This window comes from Mesorhizobium sp. B2-4-15, from assembly GCF_006658505.1.
Lineage (GTDB): Bacteria > Pseudomonadota > Alphaproteobacteria > Rhizobiales > Rhizobiaceae > Mesorhizobium.
Window position 1 is genome coordinate 322,508 of sequence record NZ_VFUZ01000003.1, and the last position, 26,516, is coordinate 349,023.

Sequence of the window (26,516 nt, forward strand, 5' to 3'; positions counted from 1 at the left end):
TTCAGGTGGTGATTCTCGGGAGCTAGATGCGGCTGCCGGCAGCGGCGTCGAAAAGCGAAGCGCGCATCGGATCAAAGCCAATGCTGACAGCCTCGCCATTGTGCGGCGTGCGCTCGGCCGTGACCCGCACCGTGAAATTCTGCTTGCCGAGCTTCAGCCAAACCAGTGTGTCGGAGCCCATAGGCTCGACCACCTCGACAGTCGCTGTGGCGGTGAATGGCCAGCCGGAGCCGCTGTTCAAGGCGACATGCTCCGGCCGGATGCCGAATACCGTCGGACCTGGCACCGGTTCCGTCTCAAAGGCATAGGTCGAAAGCGGGATACGAACATCCTCGGCGGCGAACTGCCAGCCGCTATCGTCCTTCTCCAGCCTGCCCTCGATAAAATTCATCGCCGGCGAGCCGAGGAACCCGGCGACAAAACGGTTGACCGGGCGGTTGTATATGGTCTGTGGCGCATCGAGCTGCTGGATGACGCCGCCCTTCATGACAGCGATGCGGTCGGCCAGCGTCATCGCCTCGATCTGGTCGTGGGTGACGTAGATCATGGTGTTCTGCAGCTTGCGGTGCAGCAGCTTGATCTCTACGCGCAGTTCCGAGCGCAGCTTGGCGTCGAGATTGGACAACGGCTCATCGAACAGGAAGACATCGACATCACGCACCAGCGCCCGCCCGATCGCGACGCGCTGGCGCTGCCCGCCGGAGAGCGCCGCCGGCTTGCGTTGCAGCAACGGCTCGATCTGCAGGATCTCGGCCGCGCGCGCGATGCGCTTGGCGATCTCGTCCTTGGGTACGCCGGCGACGCGCAGGCCGAAGGACAGGTTCTTCTCCACCGTCATCTGAGGATAGAGCGCATAGGACTGGAACACCATGCCGATGCCTCGGTCCTTGGGCTCTTCCCAGGTGACGTTCTTGCCCTTGATGAAGATGCTGCCTTCCGAGATGTCGAGCAGACCGGCGATGCAATTGAGCAGGGTCGACTTGCCGCAGCCGGAGGGGCCGAGCAGCACGATGAACTCGCCTTCGGCGACATCGAGATTGAGCGTCTGCAGCACGGAAACCGCGCCGAAGTTCAGCGACAGGTCCTGGATCGAAACGCTGGTGCCGTTTGCCGCCATCGCCATCACCCTTTCACCGCGCCGGCGGCAATGCCGCGCACAAACCATCTGCCGGAGACGAAGTAGATGACGAGCGGCACCGCCGCTGTCAGAATGGTGGCCGCCATATTGACATTGTACTCCCGCACACCGGTCGTGGTGTTGACGATGTTGTTGAGCTGCACCGTCATCGGCCAGTTGGAGCGCCCGGCAAACACGATGCCGAACAGGAAGTCGTTCCAGATACCGGTCACCTGCAGGATGACGGCGACGACCGTGATCGGCACCGACATTGGCAGCATGATGTAGATGAAGATGCGCCAGAAGCCGGCGCCGTCGACGCGCGCCGCCTTGAACAGCTCGACCGGCATTGCCGCATAGAAATTGCGGAACAGCAGCGTCAGGATGGGCATTCCGAAGATCGTGTGCACGATGATGATGCCGGGCAGGGTCGCGAACAGCCCGACCGAGCTCAGTCCGATGATCAGCGGGTAGATCACGACCTGATACGGCACGAAGGCGCCGAACACGAGCAAGCCGAACAGCAGGTTGGCGCCCTTGTATGGCCAGAAGGTCAGCGCGTAGCCGTTGATCGAGGCGCATATGATCGAGATGACGACGCTCGGGACAGTGATCTTCAGCGAATTGTAGAAACCTGGACTGAGGCCGTTGCAGTCACGGCCGGTGCAGGCGTGAAGCCAGGCATCGGCCCAGGGCTGAAAGGTCGGGTCGCCTGGAAGGTTGAAAAGATGCCCCAGCCTGATCTCGGGCATCCCCTTCAGTGAAGTGACGACCATGATGTAGACCGGAATGAGGAAGAAGAGCGCCGCGACGATCAGGAAAGCGTAGATGCCGATGCGGCCGGCCGATATCCGTCGCGGCTTCGGCCCGAAGGGCGTGGCCTGATCCGGCGCTTCTTGCATCGGCCGGCTTGCCGTGGTTTGCACGGCGCTCATACGCCCGCTTCCTGCACTCGGTTGCGCCGCCACAGCACAAGTCCGGCTAAAGCCAGAACGATCAGCACCGGCAGCAGCATCATCGTTGCCGCAGCCATGCCCTGGCCGACATTCTGGCGCACGGTGATGAGCTGGATGACATAGACGGCCGGCATGGATGTCGCGATGCCGGGACCGCCACCGGTCATCGCGATGACCAGGTCGTAGACGCGCACCACGCCGACGGACTGGAGAACGAAGGCGGTCGCGAACGCACCCTTCATCATTGGTGCTACAATGGACACATGCGTGCGCCACGTCGGAATACCGTCCACTCTCGCCGCCTTCCAGATCTCCTCGTCGACGCCGCGCAGGCCTGCAAGCAGGATCGCCATCGTCACGCCCGAGCCCTGCCAGATGCCCGCCACGACCAACGCGTAGATCGCCGTATTGGCATCGACGAGGGGGGCGAAGCTGAAGCTCGACCAGCCCAGATTGCGCATCGTCTCCTGCAGGCCGAGATTGGGGTCGAGCACCCATTGCCACACAAGTCCGGTGACGATCAGCGACATGGCAAAGGGATAGAGGAAGATCGAGCGGAACAGGTCTTCCTGGCGGATGCGCTGGTCCATGAAAACGGCGAGCAAATAGCCGAACACCATGTTGCAGGTGATCGACATCAGGCCGAAGAACCAGATGTTGTTGACCGAGACGAGCCAGCGGTTATCGGCCCAAAGGCGCCTGTACTGCGCCAGGCCGACAAAATCATAGGTCGGGAAGAGCTTGGAACTGGTGAAGGACCACAGCACCGAGAAGCCGATGCCGATCACGAACACGCCCACGGCGACGAGAATCATCGGTATCGTCCCGATCACCGCGGGCAGGTGAAATCTCTGCCTCCAGCTCTTCTGCATCGTCCGTTCTTCTCCACCTCACCAGGACCCTGGGCAGGCCAGGGCAAGAATGGAGGCGTCACCCCGGGGCGGCGCCTCCAGGTGCCGGTCGGTTCCTAGTCGGAATTGCCGATGATGGTGGCGAACTTCGCCGTGGCGTCATCCGCCGTCATGGAGTCGTCGGCGAAGAACTGCGCGACGAGCTCATTGAGCTGCTGGTTGGTGTTCTCGGTGATGAACCTGTTGGTCGCGGTGACGATCTTGGCCGGATCTTCCACTGCTTTCAGCGCCTTCTGCATGCACGGATCGGCCGTCGACATGTCGACGTCGCCGCGCACGGGCATGGAACCCTTGGCATTGTTGAACGCGACCTGGACCTCCGGGCTGATGAGCAGGACCGCAAGTCGCTTCTGCGCCGCCTCGACATCAGCATTGCCCTGCTTGAAGAACACGATGATGTCGCCGTCGGTGCTGACAACCGGCTTGTCCTCGTTCAGGCCGATCATGCAGCCGAAATCCTTGACACCGGTCATGCCGGCGGCCGCGAATTCGCCGCGCGCCCAGTCGCCCATCACTTGAAGTCCGGCCTTGCCGGTGATCAGCAAGTTGGTGGTGTCGTTCCAGTTGCGGTTGGCGTAGCCGTTGTCGGTGAACTGCTTCAGCGCCCTCAGCTGCGTGAACACGCCTTTCATCTCGGGACCGCCGGCAATTTCGGCACTTTTCTTGGTATACATCTCGTCGCGCTTGGCGACACCGAGAGCCTCGGTAACCATGTCCTGGAACAGCAGCTGGATTTGCCAGCCATTGCCGTCGCCGCCGATCGCGAACGGAATGAAGCCTGCCTCCTTGATCTTCGGCGCGGCCGCGATGAAATCAGCCATGTTCTTCGGCTCCGGCACGCCCGTTTTCGCGAATACCGGCTTGGAGTACCAGGCCCAATAATTCGAGTGGATGTTGACCGGGACGCACCACCAGTGGCCGTTCACGAGACAGGCGCTGCCGATCGCTTTCGGGCGAATGACCTCGTCCCATTTCCCGGCGGTCGCGACATCGGTGAGGTCGAGCAGCTTGCCGCCTGAAATCAGTTCCTCATACTGCCGGCCGGGATTGAACTGAGCCGCACCGGGCGGGTCGCCGCCGAGCACGCGCTGCATGACGGTCGAGCGGGCCGTTTCGCCCAGAGCAATGGCGCTGTCCACCCACTTGTCGCCGTGGCCGTCATTGTCGAAGGCCTTTGCGAACTGCGAGACCGCCGCCGACTCGCCCTTCGACGTCCACCAGTGAATTACTTCCAGGTTGGCCGCGGCCGCGGCCCCGGCAAAATCGAACGCCATCGTCGCCGCGAACGCAGCGGTCAGGACTTTGTATCGCATTTCGGTTTCCTCCCAGAATCTGAAACGTTACAGATTTTCGATAAGGCAATTGCGCTAGTGACGCAACCCCAGGCATGAAGCCCGTCGGACATTTTTTCGGGCCACGAATAAAATGGGACCAGCCATCGAGCTACTGTGCGTCGCAATATGAGCTATTGCAGTGCAAAACAGCCAAATTACCCACGAGGGTCTGCACAGGCTTACAAGGGGTGACGCTTTGCCTTGGATTCCCAAGGGAATTCAGGTTCGAGCGTTCACCTCCAAATACGCCTATCGGCGAACGAGATTGGCAATCTGTAACGTTTCAGTATATTGGCACCCTCACCGGGCCTGAAGCCATGCCGCGCTGCTAATCGCGGCGATTGCCGACCCGGTGTGCGGCTGCTATGCGGCTCACGGGCGGGATGAATGAACAGACGGCGCACGAACAAGAACGATGATACGTCGGCGCAGAGGCGGCCGACGCTGAAGACGCTTGCCTTCATGACCGGGCTTGGCGTCACCACCGTCTCGCGGGCGTTGAAGGACGCTCCCGAGATTGGCGCCGAGACGAGGCGTCGCGTGCAGCTCGTGGCCAAGCAGATCGGCTATCGCCCAAACCGCGCCGGAGTGCGCCTGCGCACCGGCAAGACCAACGTCATCAGCCTTGTGCTCAACACCGAACATGAGCTGATGAGCTTCGTCTCTGACATCATCTATGGCGTCACGGAAGTCATCGCCGATACGCCATACCATCTGATCGTCACGCCCTACTCACGCTTGCAGGATCCGCTTGACCCGGTGCGCTATCTCGTGGAGACGGGCTCCGCCGACGGCGTCATCATTTCACGCACGCAGCCAAACGATCCAAGGGCCCGCTACTTGCTGGAGCACGGCATCCCCTTCGCAACGCACGGCCGCACTGACATGGGGCTCGTGCACCCCTATCATGATTTCGACAATTACGCCTTCGCGACCGAGGCGGTGCGCCATCTCGCCGGCATGGGCCGGCGTCGGCTCGCTCTGGTGGCGCCTCCGGTCGGTCTGACCTATCACCGCCACACGGTGAACGGTTTTGCCGACGCGCTGAGCGAGGTCGGCGCCTTGGAAGTGCCGTTCAGCACCGTCTCGATCGACCACTCGATCGAGCAGATCAGGATGCGGACCGCGCAGTTGATGCGGCGCGATATCAGGCCGGACGGCATCGTCAGCAGTGCCGCCGCCGCGACACTTGCCATCGTCGCCGGCATCGAGGATGCCGGGCTGAAGCTCGGCCGCGACGTCGATGTGGTATCGAAGCAGTCGTCGGAGCTGCTGCACCTGTTCCGGCATGAATTGCTGGTCGTCAACGAAGACTTCCGGCTAGCCGGTTCGGAGCTTGCCCGCTCGGTGCTCGGCTGGATCGGCGGCGCGGCACCCGGCTCGCTGCAGAGCCTGAGCGAGCCGAAGGGGGTTGTTTCCTATGGCGGTTAGCCAGGCTCTGGTCTAGCCGGCAGCGCCGCTGCCCCACGGTCCATGGAAGGCGCCCTGCTCGCCGATGCGCTCGAAGCCATGCGCGCCGAAGAAATCGCGCTGCGCCTGGATCAGGTTGGAAGTGCCGCGGCCCTGGCGGTAGCTGTCGAAATAGGCAAGTGCGGAAGACAGCGCCGGCACTGGCGAACCGGCCTCCGAGGCCCGCGCCACCACGCGCCGCAGCGACGGATGCGCCTCCCGCATCATGGTGATGAAGGCCGGCGCCATCAAAAGGTTGGTCGAAGCGCCGCCGCTGCCGAAAGCCTCGGCCATCGTGTCCAGCATCTGCGAGCGGATGATGCAGCCGGCGCGCCAGATCTTGGCGATGGTCGGCATCGGCAGGTTCCAGTTGAATTCCTTCGAGGCGCCGCTCATCACCGCGAAGCCTTGCGCATAGGCGGCGATCTTGCCGGCGAACAGCGCCAGTTCGAGGTCTTTCAGCAGCGCGTCCTTGTCGCCGGAAATCTTCGTCACGCCGATATCGCCATAGGCCTTTTCGGCCGCCAGCCGCTCGTCCTTGAGCGACGACAGAACGCGCGCCGCCACCGCCGCCTCGATCGCGGTCGCTGGAATGCCAAGTTGCTGCGCCTCGATGACAGACCATTTGCCGGTGCCCTTCTGGCCAGCGCGGTCGAGGATGATGTCGACCACCGGCTTGCCGGTCTTCGGATCGTCGGCGGCCAGCACCTTGGCGGTGATCTCGATCAGGTAGGAATTGAGCCGGCCCTTGTTCCAGTTGGCGAACACCGTGCTGATGTCCTTCGGCCCCATGCCCACGCCGTCTCGCAGGACGCCGTAGATTTCGGCGATCATCTGCATGTCGGCATATTCGATGCCGTTATGGATGGTCTTGACGAAATGCCCGGCGCCGTCGGTGCCGAGCCAAGCGGCGCAGGGCTCGTCCTTGAACTTGGCGGAGATGGCGGTCAGCACTTTCTCGACACGCTTCCAGGAGTCCTCCGTCCCGCCGACCATGATCGACGGTCCGTGGCGCGCACCCTCCTCACCGCCGGACACGCCCATGCCGATGAAGGTGAGGCCAGAGCCGGACAGCTCGGAAAAGCGCCGCATCGTGTCGCGGAAATTGGCATTGCCGGCATCGATGATGATGTCATTGTTGGACAGCACACCGCGCAAGGCTTCGATTTGTTCGTCGACCGGCTTGCCGGCCAGCACCATGATGATGATCGGGCGCGGCGGCCGGATCGCCGCGGCGAGTTCCTCCAGGCTGTAGCAGGGAACGACCATATCCCTGAGCGCACCGGCACTCTCGACGAAGGCATCCGTGCGTGCCTTGGTACGGTTGAAGACGGCGATGCGGTGCCCATGCTCGGCAATGTTGAGCGCCAGGTTGGAACCCATCGTGCCAAGGCCGATCAGGCCGATTTCGGCTTTTTCCATCGTTTCTTCCCTGCTTCCGGATCGTCTGTTGAGCGATTTGCGGGCGATACCCATTCTTGCCGGGATGCCCGTTCTTCTCAGGATGCCCGTTCTTCTCGGGATGATTGACGGGCCTTCAGGCCGCCGTCAACCGCCTCGCCGATTTGTGTTTGCCAGCAAGATGCGTTGCCGAAGGATTGGGAACCGCCTCGCAGACGGCCATATGGAGCAATTCCAGGAGAAGTGTTTACGGGTTCCGTCCGCAATTGCGCAAAACAAAAGACCATCACGGCCTGATGTCCACCGGCGCTTCGATCTTCACCATCTCGAAATCCGAGACCAGGATGTCGAGGCGAACCGTCCAGCGGCCGGGCACCGGAATGACGAGCTTGTCGACACGCCAGCTGCCGTCGCCGGGTTTGGTCGCCGCGCGCTTCAGCGGTTCGATACCGGAATCGGGTTTCGACAGCACCAGCGTCACTTCCCTGGCGTCGAGCGGCCCGAAATCGCCAGTCATGATGATCATCGAGGCGGCGACCGGCCCCGCATGACCCGGCGTGATGGAGAGATCGGCCATTGCCTGCAGCGCATGGATGTGGATTGAAACCGGCTGTGCCGCCGCGATCGCCAAGGCCCGTGGCGGCGGCGTGAAGCGCCAGCCCGCGGCAACGCCGAAGATCGCCAGCACGATCAGCAATTCGACGCCGATCGAACGGGTGAGCCTGCGTTGCACCTCCGTTGAGCCTGCCTCGGCCGAAGCGGTGAGTTTCCAGCGATTGACGGCGGCAAGCGTGAACAGGAAGACCAGCAATGCGAGCTTGACCAGCAGCAGCCGGCCATAGGCGGTGCCGATCAGCGCCGGGGGCGTCTGTACCTGAATAATGGCGAGGACGACGCCAGCCGCGGCAAGCACGGCCACGACAGGCAGGATCGTCCATGAGAAGCGGCGCAGGAACGCAACGGCGCCGACCGTTTGACGCTTCAGCGCAAGGCCGAGCGGCACCAGGGCGCCGGCCCAGAAGGCAATCCCGGCGTCATGGACGAACACCAATGGTCGCGTCAGCCATTGCGGCTCGGCCGCACTGGCATGGCCGCTGGCGACGAGCGCGATGCCGAGGCCAGCCAGACCGGCAAGCGCCAATGGTCTGGCTGCCGCTCGCGGTCCGCCCAGCGAGAGCAGGCCGAGCCCCAGCGCGATCAGGGCGATCAGCACCGTCCAGCCGAAGCTGGTGCCGAGCCCGGTACGCCAGATCACCGGCTGCGCCAGATGGGAGAGCGGCGCCCCCAGCGCATCCAGCCCTTGGAACCCCAGCGACAGGGGTGCCGCCACCAGCCCGCAAAGAATCGCGGCCGTGACAAAGCGCTGACCGGCGCGATCATCGCCGGCCAGCCAGGCAAGGGCGAAGGCGCCGCCGACGCCGAGGAAAAGGCCGATGTAGAGAAACACCTTGCCAATCCAGATCGCCGATCGCTGCGGCCAGTCGACAGCCTCGGACACGACAGGTGGTTCGCTTGGCGCGCCGATGGAAAACAAGAGCGAGCCGCCGACCGGATGCCCGTCGGCGGATATGACGCGCCAGCTCAGCACATGTGTGCCGGACTTCAGCGCCCGCGAATTGTCGATCTCGACCGTCTGGTCGCTGAGACGGAAGGATGTCAGCGGCACCGGCGTGCCGTCAGGTTTCACCAGCGTCAGCACCAGCGGCGAAACCGGTTCGCTGAAAGTCAGCGAGAACCGCGCCGGAGCCTGCGCCAGCACGGCACCGTCGGCCGGGTCGGTCTTGATCAATGCGGCATGGGCAAAGGCCTGACTTGTAGAGGCCATGACGATGAACGCAATGGCCAGCAGCCCGCCGGCAATCCAGCCGACGAGCTTGGTTGTGGTACCGGCCATCCGAGAAGATATCGCCGTCATGCCGTGCCATGTAAATGCGGCGCGTTCTGGCAAGCAGAGCGCGCCAGGGAGAAAACCTATTTCTTCGGTGTCAGCTTGATGCCGGGCGCCGGATTCTCCAGCGCGTCTTCATCTTGCCCTGCCGCCGGAATCTCGATCCAACGCTCGGCGGCATCGCCACATTCCTGCACCACCGGGAAATAGAGTTTCTGGCCGACAGGCAGATCCGCCGTCAGCGTCGCGCGGAAGACGAACTCGTCGTAGAATTCATCCGGCAGGCTGCCGCCGCTCCAATCGACTTCCTTGACCCCGTCGGTCACCGCCTGACCATACAGCTGGTAGGAGTTTTCATACTTGCCCTTCTTGGTCTGCAGCGTCCAGCCCGGCTTCGGCATCGGCTTCACGGCGATCACCCCTTCCGGGATCTGCACCCGCACGGCGGTCGTGGCCTTGCCGTCGCAACCATGCGGCACGCGCAGCACTGCCTTGTAGGTCGAGCCGACCGCCGCTTCCTGGGCTTCGAGCGTGATGTGCGCGGAAGCGGCATTTGTCCCCAGCACGAGAAGCGTGCCGGCTGCCAAAAGATATTTGTTCATGATGGTCCCTCGGATTTTCAAATTTTGCGGATACGGCGTTAGTCGTGATCCATGCCGCCCATCTCGCCCATGCCTTCGACAGCGAACTCGACGTTGACCGCGCCGGCCTTCTCGAAGGTCAGCGTGGCGGCAAATTTTTCGCCTTGCTTGGGTTGCCGCTTCAGGCCGATGAACATCAGGTGATAACCGCCAGGCGCGAGAGCTACCTTGCCGCCCGCGGGGATCTCCAGGCCGCCGGAAACCGGCCGCATGGTCATGACGCCGTCCTTGACGCCCATCTCATGCAGCTCGGCTTTTTCCGAAATATCGGAGGAAATCGACAGCAGCCGGTCCGGTGTACCGCCCTTGTTGACGACGGTGAAATAGCCGCCGGCCACCTTCGCGCCGGCCGGCGTGGCGCGCGACCACGGGTGCTCGATCTCGAGATCGCCGGCCTTGAACTCATGCGCGAGCACCGACTGGGCGCCGACGAACAGCAGGGCAAAGGCCAGCGCGGCTAGGCCGAGACGCTCCCGGAAGCGGGACAGAACGCGGCCGAACATAAAGCCCGCCGCTACGGGGGAAGAATAGGACATGGTTTGCTCCATGAAGTGATGATCGCGCCGTTGCCGGTCGCGAACCGTTTTGGATCTTTGGATGGGTACGCCCGCGAAAAATTCCGCCGGGGCAAGCAGGCTCAGGCTGCCAGCGGCGGCGCGCGCGGATTGGACGGCGAGCGCTCGCGCGCGAAGTCGAGATGAATGCTCGCCGGGAAGACGAAGGCAACCGTTTCAAAGGAAAGGCTGGCCAGGGCCAGCCCGGCATCGGGCGGCGGCGCGAAGGCCGATGAAAACATGCCGCAGCCGAGCGTGCAGCAGGCCGGCAGATGGGACGGGTGCTCGTCACCACCAGGAAGCTGGGTGGCGCCATTGTGGGTGCAGATGACGTTGCCGAAAGCGTCGAGCTGCGCGGCATTCGGGCCGGCGGCGAAGGCAAACGCACCGAGCGTCGACTGGAGTAGCAGCAGATAGGCCGCGACAAGCGCGACCGGCATGCTCCACCGTTTCCCCCGGCTGTTCAAAAGATTTGCCTCTTCAAGCGACTGGAAGATACCTATCACGGGGCCGCCGAGTGGAAAATCGCCAATTCGATGCTGCGGCAACGCGGCGCGATCAGGATTTTTGCGGCCGGCTTTCCGGGATCGACGTCAGCAATGTCTGACGTGCCGACTTCAGGTGCTTGCGGCAGGCGGCGTCGACCTTGCCGAGGTCGCGCGATTTGAGCGCCTCGATATAGGCAAGATGCTCGCCGACCGCGACTTCGTTGCGCTCGCGCTCCTGCGCCTTGTTCCACTGGTAGTGGTAATGGAAGATCATGGCGATGACATCGTAGAAATCGACGATGAAGCGGTTGTGCGAGGCACGATGGATGAGCCGATGGAAGCGCTCGTCCAGCTCCGAAAACGCGTTGAAGCGCGTGGCGATCTCACCTGCCAGTTGGCGATGTTCGTCCTCCAGGCGGTCGAGATCGGCCCAGACAGGGCTATCCTGCGGCAGGGCGGCGAAGGCCGCCGCCGAGCGCAGCTCGAACATCTCGCGGATCTCGGTCAGTTCGAGCGCGAAGGCTCGTGTAAAACCTTTCAGCACCCAATGGCTGTTGCGGCGCTTCTCGATTAGGCCGAAGCGGGAGAAGCGGATCAGGAACTCGCGCACGCTGGTGGTGCCGACGCCGATCTCGCGCGCCAGTTCGAGCTCGTTGATCTGCATGCCGGCCTCGGCGCCATCGGCGAGCAGCCGCCGCATGAAGGACCGCTCGATGATCTCGGCCAGCGTGTCAGTCTCTTCCTCGGGGAAGAAATCATCGGGACGCGGGTCGCGCAGCACCGTCTTGGCGCGCTTGTTCCAGGCGATCAGCCCGGTTTCCTCCATGCGCGAAAGGATGCTGCGCACGGTCGTGCGGCTGACGCCGAGCAGTGCGCCAAGTTCCGGTTCCGACGGCAGGCTGCGTGTCTCGTCAAGCAGCCTGAGGCAGCGGTTGTAGGCGTCCTTGTAGACGTTGTTGCTCTTCGACATCCCCTGACCCATCGATGCCGGCGCTTGCGGCGGCCGGCTTGAAGCGCAATATGACGTTCCCATGACCCTGAAAAGCGGAATTGCTTTCGCTGGGGTCGGTTCATTGTTTGCAGCGCCACCACCTACGCGGGGTACGCGGAACTGCTTGCGAAAAAACAATTGACGCAAAACTGTTTTTTCACGATAAAAGACATTAGCTCTTAACAGGCGCGTGTCAATCCGCGCATCCCAGGATCACCCAGGAAGCCGCCCGTGAACGTCTCGAACACCATCCTTCTGTCCCCCGCCGACAATGTCGCCGTTGCCAATGGCCGCATCGAGATCGGCACCGCGCTGCCGGGCGGCGCGCTTGCCGCCGCCGTCATCGAGCCTGGCCACAAGGTGGCGATCAAGCCCATTCCCGCCGGCTCGGCGGTGGTCAAATACGCCCAGGCGATCGGGCGCGCCACGATAGACATCGCGCCCGGCGAACATGTCCACTCGCACAATCTGACTTTCGAGGCCGGCCGTCTGCCGGTGGTGCCGCCGAGCGAGGCCGAGCACGCGACCGAGGCCGACCGCGCCCGCACCTTCATGGGTTACCGCCGCGCCGACGGCCGCGCCGGCACGCGCAACTTCATCGGCATCATCGCCAGCGTCAATTGCTCGGCCACCGTCTGCCATTCCATCGCCGACACGGCCAACCGGACCCTGCTGCCGAAATATCCCGGCATCGACGGCTTCGTGCCCATCGTCCACGGCCAGGGCTGCGGCATGAGCGGCACGGGCGACGGCATGATGGTGCTGCACCGCACGCTTGCGGGTTATGCCCGCCACCCGAATTTCGGTGGCGTGCTGATGGTCGGTCTCGGCTGCGAGGTCAATCAGCTGACCCTCTACGGCCAGAAAGGCGCCGCCGCCGGCAAGCGCCACTTCAACATCCAGGATGCCGGCGGGTCGCGCAAATCGGTGGAAAAGGCGATGGGCGTGCTGGCCGAGATCGCAGAGGAAGTCGGCCAGTTGAAGCGCGAACCGATCCCGGTCAGCGAGATCGTCGTCGGCCTGCAGTGCGGCGGCTCCGACGGCATGTCGGGCATCACGGCCAATCCGGCGCTGGGCGCGGCTGTCGACATCCTCGCCGGCGTCGGCGGCATCGGCATCCTCTCCGAGACGACGGAAATCTACGGCGCCGAGCATCTGCTGGCCTATCGCGCGGCGACGCCCGAAATCGCCAAGAAGCTCGATGGCTACGTGAAATGGTGGGAAGACCACGTCGCCAAGCACGGCGCCTCGATCGACAACAACCCCTCGCCCGGCAACAAGCGCGGCGGCCTCACCACGATCCTGGAAAAATCGCTGGGCGCGGTCGCCAAGGGCGGCCAGACGCCGCTCAACGGCGTGTTCGGCTATGCCGAGAAGGTCACCGGCAACGGACTGGTGTTCATGGACACGCCCGGCTACGACCCGGTCTCGGCCACCGGCCAGGTCGCGGGCGGCGCCAATGTAATCGTCTTCACCACCGGCCGCGGTTCCTGCTTCGGCTGCCGGCCGACACCGTCGATCAAGGTCGCCACCAACTCGACCATGTATCACCAGATGGAAGAGGACATGGACGTCAATTGCGGCGTCATCGCCTCGGGCGAAAAGACCATCGCCGGCATGGGCCGCGAGATCTTCGAACTGATCGTCGAGACGGCTTCCGGCCGAAAGACCAAGAGTGAGGATTTTGGCTACGGCGACAACGAGTTCGTGCCCTGGCACCTCGGCGCGACTCTCTAGCTCTTTGCATTCGCGCAATTCCGGAACGGCGACGAACTTTTCCCGGAATTGCCGTGGATGGTATCTTGGTTCCGCGCAATGGAGGAGGTTGTGCATGGAAAAACGCCGCATTGGCCGGACGCCGCTCGAGGTCACCGAGATCAGCTTCGGTGGCGCCGCGATCGGCGGCCTCTACCGCGCCTGTTCGCGCGAGGCGGCGATGGAGACGCTGCAAGGCGCCTGGGAGGCGGGCCTGCGCTATTTCGACACCGCGCCCTTCTACGGTTTCGGCCTGTCGGAACGGCGCTTCGGCGATTTCCTGCGCTACAAGCCGCGCGATTCCTATATCTTGTCCACCAAGGTCGGCCGCCTGTTCCGCCCGGTCCCTGAAGACCAGGTTCCCGACCACTCCTATGTCGATCCCCTGCCCTTTGCGCTAGACTATGACTATTCCTATGACGGCATCATGCGGTCGGTCGACTTCAGCTACGCGCGGCTCGGCCTGAACAGAATAGACATCCTCTACGTACATGACATCGGCGTCTACACGCATGGTGTCGAGAAGACCAAGCTGCACTTTCGCCAGTTGATGGATGGCGGGCTCAAGGCACTCGAGGAGCTTAAGGGGGCCGGCACCATTTCCGCCTATGGGCTCGGCGTCAACGAGGTCCAGATCTGCCTCGACGTGATGCGCCGGGCGCCGCTCGACTGCATCCTGCTCGCCAGCCGTTACTCCTTGCTCGACCGCAGCGCGGAAGCCGACCTGCTGCCGCTGTGCCGGGCGCAACAGACGTCGCTGGTCATAGGCGGTGTCTTCAATTCCGGCATATTGGCGACGGGACCGGTGCAAGGCGCGCATTTCGATTACCAGCCCGCCAGCCGCGATGTGCTCGACCGTGTGGACGCCATGGAGAGGATCGCCGACGAGGGCGGTTATCCGCTGGCCGCTGCCGCGTTCCAGTTTCCCCTGCACGAGCCAACGGTCGCCACCGTCCTGACCGGCACCGCCAAGCTGGCGAACCTGACACGCAACCTCGAACTGCTCGATATCGACGTGCCGGAGACGGAATACGCCAAATATCGTCCCTATACGGTGGTACAGAAGCTGGCCTGAAACCGGCACCACGCTGATGCGCCTTGATGGGGTTCCACTTTACAAATCCGCGATCTCCAATAAAAAAGAATGAATATTCCATATTGACTAAAGCATGGAATTAACATTCCATACTTTACAGAACGGAACGGGAGCGTTTGCCGCGTCGGGGAAGGAGCGGCGTGTGAATGTGTCTCCGCCTGCCATGGGAGGGTGGACGCGAAACACCGCTTGCATCGGCCAGGTCGATGCACTATCAAAACAGCGTAACTGTTTTTTATTGATAAAGTTCTGTTTGGGGCCGCGCCTATCCGAACGGAGCTTCCGTAACGTTCACCGGGCGACTTAGGGAGGAACCTATGAAATTCGTGACCAGCATTCTCAACCGCCGCGCCGTCATGGCCCTGGCAGCAGCGTCGATGCTCGCCGGCGTCATGCATTCGTCGCCGGTTTCGGCGGCGGACGCCACCATTCCGATCATCGTCAAGGACACCACGTCCTTCTATTGGCAGATCGTTCTGGCCGGCGCGCGCAAGGCCGGCAAGGATCTCGGCGTCAACGTGCCGGAACTCGGCGCCCAGGCTGAAACCGACGTCAACGGCCAGATCTCCATCCTCGAGAACGCCGTCGCCGGCAACCCTGCCGCCGTCGTCATCGCGCCGACGGAAGCCAAGGCGCTCGGCAAGCCGATCGACGAAGCCGCCGCCAAGGTCAAGATCATCGGCATCGATTCCAGCGCCGACTCCAAGGCCTTCACCTCGTTCCTCACCACCGACAATGTGCAGGGCGGCCGCGTCGCGGCGGACGGTCTTGCAGCGGCCATCGGCGCGGCCAATGGCGGCAAGGTCGAGGGCAAGGTTGCCCTGATCACCGCGCTTCCCGGCGCCGGCTCGCTCGAGCAGCGCGCCCAGGGCTTCAAGGAAGAGCTCAAGGCCAAGTACCCCGGCCTTGAACTCATTGCTGACAAATATGCCGACGGCCAGGCCACCACCGGCCTCAACATCGCGACCGACCTGATCACCGCCAATCCGGACCTGAAGGGCATCTTCGCGTCCAACCTAATCATGGCGCAGGGCGTCGGCCAGGCGGTCGCCGAGAACAAGCTTGCCGGCAAGGTCGCGCTGATCGGTTTCGACAGCGACGAGAAGCTGATCAAGTTCCTGAATGACGGCGTCATTTCCGGCCTCGTCGTCCAGGATCCCTACCGGATGGGCTATGACGGCATCAAGACCGCGCTCGCCGCGTCCAAGGGCGAGAAGGTCGAGGCCAATGTCGACACCGGCGCCAATCTGGTCACCAAGGCCAACATGAAGGAACCGAAGATCGACGCGCTGCTCAACCCGAAGCTCAACTGAGCATCAGCACGGAAACATGGTTTCCGGGGCCCGTGCCCCGGAAACCAAACGCATATCGCTTGGAAATCCGCCGCCTTGAGCTAGGCTGCTCCGGCGAGAGTTCCAAAGCCTCGCAGCGCGCCAAATCGTGAGGCCAATCTGGGATGCCAGTCTGGGAGGATTGTCATGACATCGACCGCGCAAGACCTGCACCCTGCCCCCGTGCTGGAGCCCAGCAGAACGATCCTGGAACTGCGCGGCCTCGAGAAGAAATATCCGGGCACCCACGCGCTGAAGCCGGTCAACCTCGCCTTCAAGTCGGGCGAGATCCACGCCATCGTTGGCGAGAATGGTGCCGGCAAATCCACCCTGATCAAGCTGCTGACCGGCGTCATGCCACGCACCTCCGGCGAGGTGATCTGGGAAGGCAAGCCGGCGGCGCTCGCGACCCCTCACGAGGCGATGGCGCTGGGCATCAACGCGGTGCACCAGGAAGTCGTGCTCTGCCGTCATCTGACCGTCGCCGCCAACATGTTCCTCGGCGAGGAGAACTCGCGCTTCGGCATCCTGCAGCAGCGCGCCATGGTCAAGGATGCGCAGAAGATCATCGACGGTCTCGGCTTCGACCTGCCGGCGCATGTCGTGCTCGGCGACCTCACCATCGGCCAGCAGCAGCTGATCGCCGCCGCCCGCGCCACCGTGCGCGGCACCAAATTCCTGATCTTCGACGAGCCGACCGCCTACCTGACCCGCAAGGAGGCCGACCAGCTCTTCACCCTGATCCGCCGACTGAAGTCCGAGGGCGTGACGATCATCTACATCAGCCACCGCATGGAGGAAGTCTTCGAACTGGCCGATCGCGTGTCCGTGCTGCGCGACGGCACGCTGGTCGGCACGAGGAACATCAGTGAGACCAACGACGCCGAACTGGTCAAGCTGATGATCAACCGCTCGATCGAGCAGATCTACCACAAGGAGCATTTCACGCCGGGTGCCGCGATCATCGAGGCCAGGAACCTCTCGGGCAAGGGCTTCGAGAACGTGTCGATGACGGTGCGCGCCGGCGAGATCGTCGGGCTCTACGGCCTGATCGGCGCCGGACGCAGCGAATTCGTCACCACGCTCTACGGCCGCCACCGCAAATCGGCCGGCCAGATCCTGTGGAAGGGCAAGGACGTCCAGATCAATTCCGAGCACGACGCAATCAGGCTCGGCATGGCGCTGGCGCCGGAAAGCCGCCGCGACCAGGGCCTCTGCCTCAACCTGCCGGTTGGCCTCAACCTCAACCTGCCGATCTACAAGCGCATCTCCAACAATCTCTTGATCTCCGGCGCCCAGGAAAAGACCCAGGCCGACCGCCAGATCGCCGATCTCAGGATCAAGACGCCGACACGCAATGCATTGGCCTCCAGCCTGTCGGGCGGTAACCAGCAGAAGATCGTCATCGGCAAGTGGCTGGCCCACGGCGCCAAGTTGTTCATCTTCGACGAGCCGACGGTCGGCGTCGACGTGGGCACCAAGGCCGAGATCTACCGCCTGTTCAGCGCGCTCCTGTCGAAAGGCGCCGGCATCATTCTGATCTCGTCCTATTTGCCGGAGGTCTATGAACTGGCCGACACGCTGCACGTGTTCCGCCGCGGCAAGCTGGTGGCGACGCATGGGTTTCGCACCGCCGATCACGAGGACATTCTCACACAGGCGCTCGCCGAGAAACAAGAAAAGCTGGGAGGAAAGATATGAGCACCGAGGCGATTCCTGCCGAAAAACCGAAGCGCAACTATAACGCCCTGTTCGGGTTGACGCTGCTGGCGCTGCTGGTGCTGCTCTGGATCATCCTGTCGCTGGCGACATCGAGCTTCGCTTCGGCCAACAACATCTCGAACCTTTTGCGTCAAGGCTCGATGATCGCCATCCTGGCTGTCGGCCAGACCTTCGTCATCATCACCGGCGGCATCGATCTATCCGTCGGCGCCGTGGTCGGCTTCGCCACCGTTATTGCGGCGATGCTGATCAATGCCGGCATCCCGGTCTTCCTCGCCATCCTGCTCACCCTGCTGGTCGGCGTCGCCATCGGCCTCTTCCATGGCTTTGGCATCGTCAAGATGGGCCTCCCGCCCTTCATCATCACCCTGGCGACCCTGACGTCGCTGCGGGGCATCGGCCTTTTGATGACCAATGGCAATTCGATCTCGATCAACAACGATGCCTTCCAGGAATTCTCGCGCAACTCCTTCTTCGGCATCCCCAATCTGTTCTGGATGGTCCTCCTGGTCGGCATACCCGCTTACGTCTTCCTGCATCACAGCCGCTGGGGCCGTTATCTCTTTTCGGTCGGCTCGAACGCCGAGGCTTCGCGACTGTCGGGCGTCAATGTCCAGCGCACCATCTTCATGGCCTACACGCTGTCGGGTCTCTGCGCGGCGTTCGTCGGCGTGCTGCTCGCGTCGCGCATCGGCATCGGCAATCCGACCCAGGCCGAGGGCTGGGAACTGCAGGCGATCGCCTCGTCGGTGATCGGCGGCACCTCGCTGTTCGGCGCCGTCGGCTCGGTGCACGGACCACTGCTCGGCGCCTTCATTCTCGCCACCATCAACAACGGTGCCAACCTGCTCAACGTCAACGCCTTCTGGCAGCGTGTCATCACCGGCGTACTGATCATCGTCATCGTCTATTTCGACGGTCTGCGCCGCCGCGGCGGCAAGTAGTCAACGAACCGAAAATCGATCGCCGGTCCGGTATCGAGACGGGCCGGCGTTTTCGTAAAACCGACTGGACCGAAATATGAGAGCCGTAGTCTGCCGCTCACCCGGCGACCTTGTCCTGGAAGACCACCCCGCGCCCGGCTCGCCACCTCCCGGCTGGGCGCTGGTGGCGGTCAGCCATGTCGGCATCTGCGGCACCGACTATCATATCTTCGAAGGCAAGCACCCGTTCCTCGCCTACCCCCGCATCATGGGCCACGAGGTGTCGGGGACGATCGTCGAGACCGGTGAAGGCGTCGATCTGGCCATTGGCGAACCGGTGGTCGTCAACCCCTATCTGTCCTGCGGCAAGTGCATCGCCTGCCGGCATGGCAAGCCGAACTGCTGTGTGCGGATCGAAGTGCTCGGCGTCCATCGCGACGGCGCCATGTGCGACCAGATCCTGGTGCCGGCGCAAAACCTCTACCCGGCCAACGGCCTGTCGCTCGCCGACGCCGCCGCCGTGGAGTTCCTGGCCATCGGCGCGCATGCCGTGCGGCGCTCGCGCGCCGACCCCGGCGCCCGCACGCTGGTCATCGGCGCCGGCCCGATCGGGCTTGGCACCGCCATCTTCGCCCGCATCGCCGGGTCCGACGTGACGCTGCTCGACATGAGCAGCGAAAGATTGAATTTTGCCGCGAACGAACTCGGCTTCCCAGCCCTCGATGGATCACACGGCGCGGCATCCGATCTGGTCAGGGAGGCGACGTCAGGCGAAGGGTTCGACGTGGTCTTCGACGCCACCGGCAACACCCAGTCGGTGCAGTCGGCCTTTGCCCATGTCGCGCATGGCGGGACCCTGGTGCTGGTCAGCGTCGTCAAGGATGACATCGCCTTCTCCGACCCGGAGTTCCACAAACGGGAGATGACGCTGATCGGCAGCCGCAATGCCTTGCGCGCCGACTTCGATCATGTCGCCGCTTCGATCCGCAGCGGCGCCGTGCCGTTGGCCAAGCTGGTTACCCACCGGACGACATTGGCCGATACGCCGTCCGATCTCGCCCGCTGGGCGCACGAGAAATCCGGCCTGATTAAGGCCGTGATCGAGGTGCGGTCATAACATGGCAGGCCGTGAACCCGGCCCGTATTGACGCCCCGCGAAGATCGACCCCCACTCCGTCTCGGCTTCGCCGAGCCACCTCTCCCCCGATCGACGGGGCAGAGGAAGGGTGCGAACCTCTTCCAGCCAACGCTCCTCAACAAGCGTCCCTCCTTCTCTCGTCGCCAGCGGACTCCCTTCCTCTCCCTCCGGAGGGGGGAGAGGTGGCTCGGCGAAGCCGAGACGGAGTGGGGGAAGGCGGTCCTCAAACGCCAAGCCGCTGACAAGTGAGCGCGACCGAGCTGATCTGATATCGGCGTGAATCAGACGGTTTCGTATAAGGCCGGCACTCCCTACAGCGCCGACAGTTTGAGCTCGACCCGTTCGGCCGGAAAGCGCGACTCGGAAAACTGGATCGGCTGTCCGTCTGGCGTGACATTGACGGCCACCGTGACCAGCACGATGGCGCCGGGCTGCAGGTCGAGGTCGGCAAGGTCGGCCGCATCGGCATGGCGAGCCGATAGCACGGTCGATTGCCGGAGATAATCGTCTATGCCGAAACGCGCCAGCGACGCCGTGACCGATCCTGTCTCAGCCATGGCTTTGTCGATACCGGCAAAGCGCCTGGCATCGAACCAGCCGGCGGCGCGCGATACCGGCCGTCCATCGGCTTCGCCGCGTGTCTCCAGCCTTATCACCTCGGTCCCCCTGGCTAGCCCGAGCCCCTCCGCGACTCGCTGGCTGGCAGGCTCGACCGAGGAGGCAAGCAGCACGATGTGCCGTTCCGACGTCTGCCCCTGCAGGCCTGTTGAAAAGCGTGTGCGCGCGCCGATCGGATAGGAGAGCCGCTTGCGCGACAAGACAAAGGTGCCGCGTCCCTGCTCGGCCCGCAAAACCCCTTCCTGGACAAGGGCCGATATGGCGCTGCGCACCGTGTGACGGTTGACGCCATAGCGTCCGGCCAGCGCCATTTCGGGCGGCAGCGCGGCATTCTCGGCGAAATCGCCGATGGCGATCGATTGCAGAATCCTGTCGGCGATCTGGCGCCACAACGAAACGCCGCTGCGCCGCTCGATGCTGTCGGCCTCCTGTCGCCCGGTCATGAATCGCCCCTACTCTGTCGCTTGTCATCCACCCGTCATGGACTCGCGTTAGGTAATATGTATAATTTGTATAGTTGTCTATATCAATAGACAAATTTAGCCAAGAGGAATGCACCGTATGCGAGGACAGGAAGCCCGGGACCAGGCCGAGCGGAAGGCCGCCATGGCGACGCTGGCGCAATCGAGCGGCGACGACATCGTCCGGCTCTGGAACGAGGCTGGCCTGCCTTCGCAAGCCGAGCTGCTGCGCGGTCCCGAGACGGGCCTGGTCACGCTACGCGGCCGCATCGGCGGCGGCGGCGCGCCATTCAATGTCGGCGAGGCGACCGTCACCCGCGCCACTGTCCGTCTGCCGTCCGGACAGGTCGGCCATTGCTACGCGCTTGGCCGCGACAAGCAAAAGGCGAAGCTGGCGGCCATCGCCGACGCGCTGTGGCAGGACCCTGCCCGCCGCACCGAGGTCGAGACCAGGCTGATCGCGCCTCTGCGGGCGGCGCTCGCCACTACCGATGAAAAACGCCGCGCCGAGACCGCGGCAACGAAGGTGGATTTCTTCACCATGGTTCGCGGAGAAGACTGATGGACATCGCAGCGCAATCGATCGAGGGCGGTTTCGCCGATCCGGTCTTCAACGCCCAGACCGTTTTTCGCGCGATCATGGACGCGATGGCGCGGCCGGGCAGCGTGCAGCCCCTGGCGGTCCTTGCCCGCCCGCCGGCGCCGCTTTCGGCAACCGCCGGCGCCATCGCGCTGGCGCTCTGCGACAGCGACACGCCGCTCTGGCTCGACCCGGCCCTGCACGCCTCCGCGGCGGTCATCTCCTGGCTTGGCTTCCACACTGGCGCGCCGCTGGCCAACACGCCTGCCGACGCGCATTTCGCCTTTGTCGCCACACCCGCCGAGTTGATGGCGCTCGACGGCTTTTCGCAGGGCACGCAGGACTATCCCGACCGGTCAACCACGCTGATCCTGCAGGTCGGCGATCTCGCTTCCGGCACCCCGCTGCTACTCGAAGGCCCCGGCATCGAAACCAGCGCCACGATCGCGCCGGCGCAGATGCCGCGTCATTTCATCGAGCAGTGGAAGCAGAATACCAAGCGCTTTCCGCGCGGCGTCGACATCATCCTCGCCACGTCGGAAGGCATAGCCTGCCTGCCGCGCACGACGCGCATCAAGACGATGGAGGCATAAGATGTATGTCGCGGTAAAAGGCGGCGAGGCCGCAATCGCCAACGCCCACAGCCTGCTTGCCGACCGCAGGCGCGGCGACCGTTCAGTGCCGGCGCTGCGCCTCGATCAGATCGTCGAGCAGCTGGCGCTGGGAGTCGACCGGGTGATGAGCGAAGGCTCGCTTTATGACCGTGAACTCGCCGCGCTCGCCATCGTCCAAGCGCGCGGCGACATGATCGAGGCGATCTTCCTGGTGCGCGCCTATCGCACCACGCTGCCGCGCTTCGGCTACAGCAACCCGATCGACACCGGCACGATGCTGGTCGAGCGGCGGGTCTCGGCGACCTACAAGGACCTGCCCGGCGGCCAGTTGCTCGGCCCGACCTTCGACTACACCCACCGGCTGCTCGATCCCGAACTGGCCGCAGGCGCCGATGTGGCCGAGCCCTTGCGGCGCGAGACGGAAGCGCCGGCCATGCCGCGCGTCTCTGCGATCCTCGCCCGGGAAGGGCTGATCGAACCGGATGGCGAGATGCCGCAGGACCATGTCCCGGGCGACATCACCCGCGAGCCGCTGGAATTCCCGATGGCACGCGACATCCGCCTGCAGGCGCTGTCGCGCGGCGACGAGGGTTTTCTCCTGGCGCTCGGCTATTCCACCCAGCGCGGCTATGCCCGCAACCACCCCTTCGTCGGCGAGATCCGCATCGGCGAGGTCGAGCTGGAGCTTGACGTTCCCGAACTGCCCTTTGCCGTGCCGCTCGGCACGGTGCGTGTCACCGAATGCCAGATGGTCAACCAGTTCAAGGGATCGGCCAAGGCGCCGCCGCAATTCACCCGCGGCTACGGCCTCGTCTTCGGCCAGAGCGAGCGCAAGGCGATGGCCATGGCGCTGTGCGACCGGGCGCTGCGCGCCTCCGAACTCGGCGAGGACATCGTCGCCGCCGCCCAAGATGAGGAGTTCGTCATCTCGCACTCCGACAATGTCCAGGCGACCGGCTTCGTCGAGCATCTGAAGCTCCCGCACTATGTCGACTTCCAGGCCGAACTCGACCTGGTGCGCCGCATGCGCGCCGAATACGAGGCCCGCGAAAACCCCATGAAGGCCGAAGAGAAAAGGGAGGCCGCGGAATGATCGACGGCCTGTCCCACATGACCTTCATCGTGCGCGATCTCGACCGGATGACCAGGATTCTCGAGGGCGTGTTCGATGCGCGCGAGGTCTATGCCAGCGACGCCGAACAGTTCTCGCTGTCGCGCGAAAAATTCTTCCTGATCGGCGACATCTGGATCGCCATCATGGAAGGCAAGCCGCTGCCGGAGCGCAGCTACAATCACGTCGCCTTCAAGATCGATGATGCCGATTTCGACCGCTATGCCGAGCGCGTCGGCAAGCTCGGGCTGGAGATGCGCCCGCCGCGCCCACGCGTCGAGGGCGAAGGCCGCTCGATCTATTTCTACGACGACGACAACCACATGTTCGAACTGCACACCGGGACGCTCAACCAGCGGCTGGCGCGCTATGCCAAAGGACTGGAAGTCTCAGCATGACCGACATCGCCACCTACAACTTCGCCTACCTCGACGAACAGACCAAGCGGATGATCCGCCGCGCGATCCTGAAAGGCATCGCCATCCCCGGTTACCAGGTGCCGTTCGCCTCGCGCGAAATGCCGATGCCCTACGGCTGGGGCACCGGCGGCGTCCAGGTCACCGCTTCGATCATCGGCCCCGACGATGTGCTGAAGGTCATCGACCAGGGCGCCGACGACACCACCAATGCGGTCTCGATCCGCGCCTTCTTCAAGAAGGTCGCCGATGTCGCCGTCACCACAGAGACCGCCAAGGCAACCATCATCCAGACCCGCCACCGCATCCCCGAACATCCGCTGACCGCGGGCCAGGTGCTGGTCTATCAGGTGCCGATCCCGGAACCCCTGCGCTTCCTCGAACCGCGCGAAACCGAAACGCGCAAAATGCACGCGCTGGAGGAATACGGCCTCATGCATGTGAAACTCTACGAGGACATCGCCAAGCACGGCCGCATCGCCACCACCTATGCCTATCCGGTCAAGGTCGAGGGGCGCTATGTGATGGACCCCTCACCGACGCCGAAATTCGACAACCCGAAAATGCATCGCTCGCCGGCCCTGCAGCTGTTCGGCGCCGGCCGCGAAAAGCGCATCTACGCGGTGCCGCCCTTCACCGACGTCGTCAGCCTCGACTTCGAGGACCATCCATTCGAGATACAGACCTTCGACCAGCCCTGCGCGCTGTGCGGAGCCGAGAATGTCTATCTCGATGAGGTCATCCTCGACGACCATGGCGGCCACATGTTCGTCTGCTCCGACACCGACCATTGCGAGAAGCGGCGCGAAGACGGCCATCGCGGTCATCTTGCCCCTGAAACCCACCTCGCCTCGGAAAAAATGGAGCCGGCACAATGACCGACGAACCGCTGCTACGCGTTTCGGCGCTTTCCAAATTCTACGGGTCGCGAGTCGGCTGCGACAACGTTTCGTTCGACCTGTGGCCGGGCGAGGTTCTGGCTGTCGTCGGCGAGTCCGGTTCCGGCAAGACGACGCTGCTCAACTGCCTGTCAACCCGGCTTTTGCCTTCCTCCGGCACCGCCAGCTATCGTATGCGCGACGGCCAGTTCCGCGAGCTCTACCGCATGAGCGAGGCCGAGCGCCGCTTCCTGATGCGCACCGACTGGGGTTTTGTCCATCAGAACCCAGCCGACGGCCTGCGCATGACCGTGTCGGCCGGCGCCAATGTCGGCGAACGGCTGATGGCCGTCGGCGACCGGCACTACGGCAAGATCCGCGCCACCGCCGTCGACTGGCTGTCGCGCGTCGAGATCGAGGAAGACCGCATCGATGACGAACCGCGCGCCTTTTCCGGCGGCATGCGCCAGCGTCTGCAGATCGCCCGCAATCTCGTCACCGGTCCACGGCTGGTGTTCATGGATGAGCCGACCGGCGGCCTCGATGTTTCCGTGCAGGCGCGCCTGCTTGATCTCTTGCGCGGGCTCGTCACCGATCTTGGCCTGGCCGCAATCGTCGTTACCCACGACCTTGCCGTGGCTCGGCTTCTGTCGCAACGCATGATGGTGATGAAGGACGGCCGTGTCGTCGAAAGCGGCCTCACCGACCGCGTGCTCGACGACCCGCGCGCGCCCTACACCCAGCTTCTCGTCTCCTCGATCCTGCAGGTCTGATCATGCCGACGCCCCTCGTTGTCTCCGATGTCGCGAAAAGCTTCACCATGCATCTGCGCGACGGTATCAAATTGCCAGTCGTCGCCGCTGTTTCGTTCTCGATCAAGGCTGGCGAATGCACGGTGCTGGGCGGCCCCTCCGGTGCCGGCAAGAGCTCGATCCTGAAGATGCTTTACGGCAACTATGCCGTCGATGAAGGCCAGATCATCGTCAGCCATGAAGGCGGCCTGATCGATCTCGCCAATGCCAGCCCACGCACCGTGCTTGCCGTGCGCCGGCAAACCATCGGCTATGTCAGCCAGTTCCTGCGCACCGTGCCGCGCGTCTCGGCGCTCGATGTCGTTGCCGAACCGCTGGTCGAGCGCGGCGAAGAACGCGAAGTGGCCAGAGGCAAGGCGCGCGCTTTGCTGGCGCAGCTCAATTTGCCGGAGAAACTGTGGGCGCTGCCGCCGGCGACCTTCTCCGGCGGCGAGCAGCAGCGCGTCAATATAGCGCGCGGCTTCATCACCGAGCATCCGATCCTGTTGCTCGACGAGCCGACCGCTTCGCTCGACGCCAGGAACCGCGACGTGGTGATCGAGCTCATCGCCGCCAAGAAGTCGGCGGGCGTCGCCCTGCTCGGCATCTTCCACGACCACGACGTGCGCAAGGCGGTCGCCGACCGCGTCATCGATGTGACAGCTTTCGCTCCGGGAAAACTCGCCGCATGACCAGGAAGTTATCCGAGACACCGTTGGTCCACCCGACGGCGGAGGTACACAATTCGACACTCGGCCGCTGGACCGAGATCGCCGACCGCAGCCGGGTTTCGGAGAGCGAACTCGGCGACTATTCCTACATAATGCAGGACTGCGCCGTCTGGTGCGCGACGATCGGCAAGTTTGCCAACATCGCGGCAAGCGTGCGCCTCAACGCCACCAACCACCCGACATGGCGGCCGACGCTGCACCATTTCACCTACCGCGCTTCGGACTATTGGGACGACGCCGAGCACGAGAGCGAATTCTTCGCCCAGCGCCGCGCCAAACGGGTCACCATTGGCCACGACACCTGGCTCGGTCACGGCTCGACCATTTTGCCCGGCGTCACCGTCGGCGACGGCGCGGCGGTCGGCGCGGGCGCGGTGGTCTCGAAAGATGTTGCCCCCTACACCATCGTCGCCGGCGTTCCGGCAAAGCCGATCCGGGAGCGCTTCGACCGCCGCACCGCGGAACGCTACCAGGCACTTGCCTGGTGGGACTGGGACCATGCCAGACTGCGCGCTTCGCTCGACGATTTTCGCGAACTCGAGGCCGAGGCGTTTCTGGAGAAGTACGGCGGATAACCCAGTGCATCGTTGTTGAGGAGGACGTCCGTTTCATACCCTTGAC

Annotated in this window: 26 protein-coding genes; 15 read left to right on the forward strand and 11 right to left on the reverse strand. The window is 63.7% G+C overall.

Annotation, left to right across the window (positions count from 1 at the left end; all coding sequences use genetic code 11):
* Window positions 1-22 precede the first annotated feature (22 nt).
* From FJ930_RS05800 to FJ930_RS05815, 4 genes are all read right to left on the reverse strand, one after another.
* Complete coding sequence (locus FJ930_RS05800) at window positions 23-1,123, reverse strand: ABC transporter ATP-binding protein (protein ID WP_181763284.1); 1,101 nt, start codon at window positions 1,121-1,123, stop codon at window positions 23-25.
* Window positions 1,123-2,052, reverse strand: a complete 930-nt coding sequence (locus tag FJ930_RS05805; protein WP_141835787.1) for a carbohydrate ABC transporter permease — start codon at window positions 2,050-2,052, stop codon at window positions 1,123-1,125. The genes FJ930_RS05800 and FJ930_RS05805 overlap by 1 nt, the downstream gene beginning before the upstream one ends.
* The gene (locus tag FJ930_RS05810) at window positions 2,049-2,945 is read right to left on the reverse strand and encodes a sugar ABC transporter permease (protein WP_141835790.1); all 897 of its coding nucleotides are present in this window, start codon (window positions 2,943-2,945) and stop codon (window positions 2,049-2,051) included. The genes FJ930_RS05805 and FJ930_RS05810 overlap by 4 nt, the downstream gene beginning before the upstream one ends.
* 95 nt (window positions 2,946-3,040) lie before the next feature.
* The gene (locus FJ930_RS05815) at window positions 3,041-4,297 is read right to left on the reverse strand and encodes an ABC transporter substrate-binding protein (RefSeq protein WP_141835793.1); all 1,257 of its coding nucleotides are present in this window, start codon (window positions 4,295-4,297) and stop codon (window positions 3,041-3,043) included.
* Window positions 4,298-4,705: 408 nt separating this feature from the next.
* On the opposite strand from FJ930_RS05815, the gene FJ930_RS05820 reads away from it, so the two are divergent.
* Complete coding sequence (locus tag FJ930_RS05820) at window positions 4,706-5,749, forward strand: LacI family transcriptional regulator (protein ID WP_141835796.1); 1,044 nt, start codon at window positions 4,706-4,708, stop codon at window positions 5,747-5,749.
* A gap of 12 nt (window positions 5,750-5,761) precedes the next feature.
* Here FJ930_RS05820 and gndA read toward each other — a convergent pair whose 3' ends face one another.
* From gndA to FJ930_RS05850, 6 genes are all read right to left on the reverse strand, one after another.
* The gene (gene gndA / locus FJ930_RS05825; protein WP_141835799.1) at window positions 5,762-7,189 is read right to left on the reverse strand and encodes an NADP-dependent phosphogluconate dehydrogenase; all 1,428 of its coding nucleotides are present in this window, start codon (window positions 7,187-7,189) and stop codon (window positions 5,762-5,764) included.
* Window positions 7,190-7,454: 265 nt separating this feature from the next.
* Window positions 7,455-9,062: a copper resistance CopC/CopD family protein gene (locus tag FJ930_RS05830; RefSeq protein ID WP_246676812.1), complete on the reverse strand. Its 1,608-nt coding sequence runs from the start codon at window positions 9,060-9,062 to the stop codon at window positions 7,455-7,457.
* Window positions 9,063-9,139: 77 nt separating this feature from the next.
* A complete protein-coding gene (locus tag FJ930_RS05835; RefSeq protein ID WP_141835803.1) occupies window positions 9,140-9,658 on the reverse strand; it encodes a YcnI family protein in 519 nt (172 codons plus the stop codon).
* 38 nt (window positions 9,659-9,696) lie between these two features.
* Entirely contained in the window at window positions 9,697-10,233 is a 537-nt protein-coding gene (locus tag FJ930_RS05840; protein ID WP_141835806.1) for a copper chaperone PCu(A)C, read from the reverse strand.
* A gap of 101 nt (window positions 10,234-10,334) precedes the next feature.
* Window positions 10,335-10,691: a DUF2946 family protein gene (locus FJ930_RS05845; protein ID WP_141835809.1), complete on the reverse strand. Its 357-nt coding sequence runs from the start codon at window positions 10,689-10,691 to the stop codon at window positions 10,335-10,337.
* A gap of 118 nt (window positions 10,692-10,809) precedes the next feature.
* A complete protein-coding gene (locus FJ930_RS05850) occupies window positions 10,810-11,709 on the reverse strand; it encodes a GntR family transcriptional regulator (RefSeq protein WP_140744936.1) in 900 nt (299 codons plus the stop codon).
* A 252-nt stretch (window positions 11,710-11,961) separates the two neighbouring features.
* On the opposite strand from FJ930_RS05850, the gene FJ930_RS05855 reads away from it, so the two are divergent.
* The 6 genes from FJ930_RS05855 (at window position 11,962) to FJ930_RS05880 (ending at window position 19,674) form a co-directional block, all read left to right on the forward strand.
* The gene (locus tag FJ930_RS05855) at window positions 11,962-13,467 is read left to right on the forward strand and encodes an altronate dehydratase family protein (protein WP_141835811.1); all 1,506 of its coding nucleotides are present in this window, start codon (window positions 11,962-11,964) and stop codon (window positions 13,465-13,467) included.
* Between the two features lie 94 nt (window positions 13,468-13,561).
* Entirely contained in the window at window positions 13,562-14,560 is a 999-nt protein-coding gene (locus tag FJ930_RS05860; RefSeq protein ID WP_141835813.1) for an aldo/keto reductase, read from the forward strand.
* A gap of 338 nt (window positions 14,561-14,898) precedes the next feature.
* Window positions 14,899-15,894, forward strand: coding sequence for an ABC transporter substrate-binding protein (locus FJ930_RS05865; RefSeq protein WP_140744939.1), 996 nt, complete (start codon window positions 14,899-14,901; stop codon window positions 15,892-15,894).
* Between the two features lie 165 nt (window positions 15,895-16,059).
* Entirely contained in the window at window positions 16,060-17,613 is a 1,554-nt protein-coding gene (locus tag FJ930_RS05870; RefSeq protein WP_141835816.1) for a sugar ABC transporter ATP-binding protein, read from the forward strand.
* A complete protein-coding gene (locus FJ930_RS05875; RefSeq protein ID WP_141835819.1) occupies window positions 17,610-18,578 on the forward strand; it encodes an ABC transporter permease in 969 nt (322 codons plus the stop codon). Before FJ930_RS05870 ends, FJ930_RS05875 begins: the two co-directional genes overlap by 4 nt.
* 76 nt (window positions 18,579-18,654) lie before the next feature.
* Window positions 18,655-19,674 (forward strand): zinc-binding alcohol dehydrogenase family protein, encoded by a 1,020-nt coding sequence (locus tag FJ930_RS05880; protein ID WP_141835821.1) that lies wholly within the window; start codon window positions 18,655-18,657, stop codon window positions 19,672-19,674.
* A gap of 332 nt (window positions 19,675-20,006) precedes the next feature.
* On the opposite strand, the gene phnF is transcribed toward FJ930_RS05880, so the two are convergent.
* Complete coding sequence (gene phnF / locus FJ930_RS05890; protein WP_141835824.1) at window positions 20,007-20,756, reverse strand: phosphonate metabolism transcriptional regulator PhnF; 750 nt, start codon at window positions 20,754-20,756, stop codon at window positions 20,007-20,009.
* 118 nt (window positions 20,757-20,874) lie between these two features.
* Between phnF and phnG the strand changes: the two genes are divergently transcribed.
* From phnG to FJ930_RS05930, 8 genes are read left to right on the forward strand one after another with little or no spacing between them, the layout of a single operon-like run.
* Window positions 20,875-21,336 carry a phosphonate C-P lyase system protein PhnG gene (gene phnG, locus FJ930_RS05895; RefSeq protein ID WP_141835827.1) on the forward strand — a complete coding sequence of 154 codons (462 nt, stop codon included), beginning with the start codon at window positions 20,875-20,877 and terminating at the stop codon, window positions 21,334-21,336.
* Window positions 21,336-21,947 (forward strand): phosphonate C-P lyase system protein PhnH, encoded by a 612-nt coding sequence (gene phnH, locus FJ930_RS05900; RefSeq protein ID WP_141835829.1) that lies wholly within the window; start codon window positions 21,336-21,338, stop codon window positions 21,945-21,947. The genes phnG and phnH overlap by 1 nt, the downstream gene beginning before the upstream one ends.
* Window position 21,948: 1 nt before the next feature.
* Entirely contained in the window at window positions 21,949-23,061 is a 1,113-nt protein-coding gene (locus FJ930_RS05905; RefSeq protein WP_141835832.1) for a carbon-phosphorus lyase complex subunit PhnI, read from the forward strand.
* Entirely contained in the window at window positions 23,058-23,477 is a 420-nt protein-coding gene (fosX, locus tag FJ930_RS05910) for a FosX/FosE/FosI family fosfomycin resistance hydrolase (protein ID WP_141835834.1), read from the forward strand. Before FJ930_RS05905 ends, fosX begins: the two co-directional genes overlap by 4 nt.
* Window positions 23,474-24,373: an alpha-D-ribose 1-methylphosphonate 5-phosphate C-P-lyase PhnJ gene (locus FJ930_RS05915; RefSeq protein WP_141835837.1), complete on the forward strand. Its 900-nt coding sequence runs from the start codon at window positions 23,474-23,476 to the stop codon at window positions 24,371-24,373. Before fosX ends, FJ930_RS05915 begins: the two co-directional genes overlap by 4 nt.
* The gene (gene phnK, locus FJ930_RS05920) at window positions 24,370-25,146 is read left to right on the forward strand and encodes a phosphonate C-P lyase system protein PhnK (protein ID WP_015315654.1); all 777 of its coding nucleotides are present in this window, start codon (window positions 24,370-24,372) and stop codon (window positions 25,144-25,146) included. The genes FJ930_RS05915 and phnK overlap by 4 nt, the downstream gene beginning before the upstream one ends.
* Before the next feature lie 2 nt (window positions 25,147-25,148).
* A complete protein-coding gene (gene phnL / locus FJ930_RS05925; protein ID WP_141835840.1) occupies window positions 25,149-25,856 on the forward strand; it encodes a phosphonate C-P lyase system protein PhnL in 708 nt (235 codons plus the stop codon).
* Window positions 25,853-26,470 (forward strand): DapH/DapD/GlmU-related protein, encoded by a 618-nt coding sequence (locus FJ930_RS05930; RefSeq protein WP_141835843.1) that lies wholly within the window; start codon window positions 25,853-25,855, stop codon window positions 26,468-26,470. The genes phnL and FJ930_RS05930 overlap by 4 nt, the downstream gene beginning before the upstream one ends.
* Window positions 26,471-26,516: the final 46 nt, after the last annotated feature.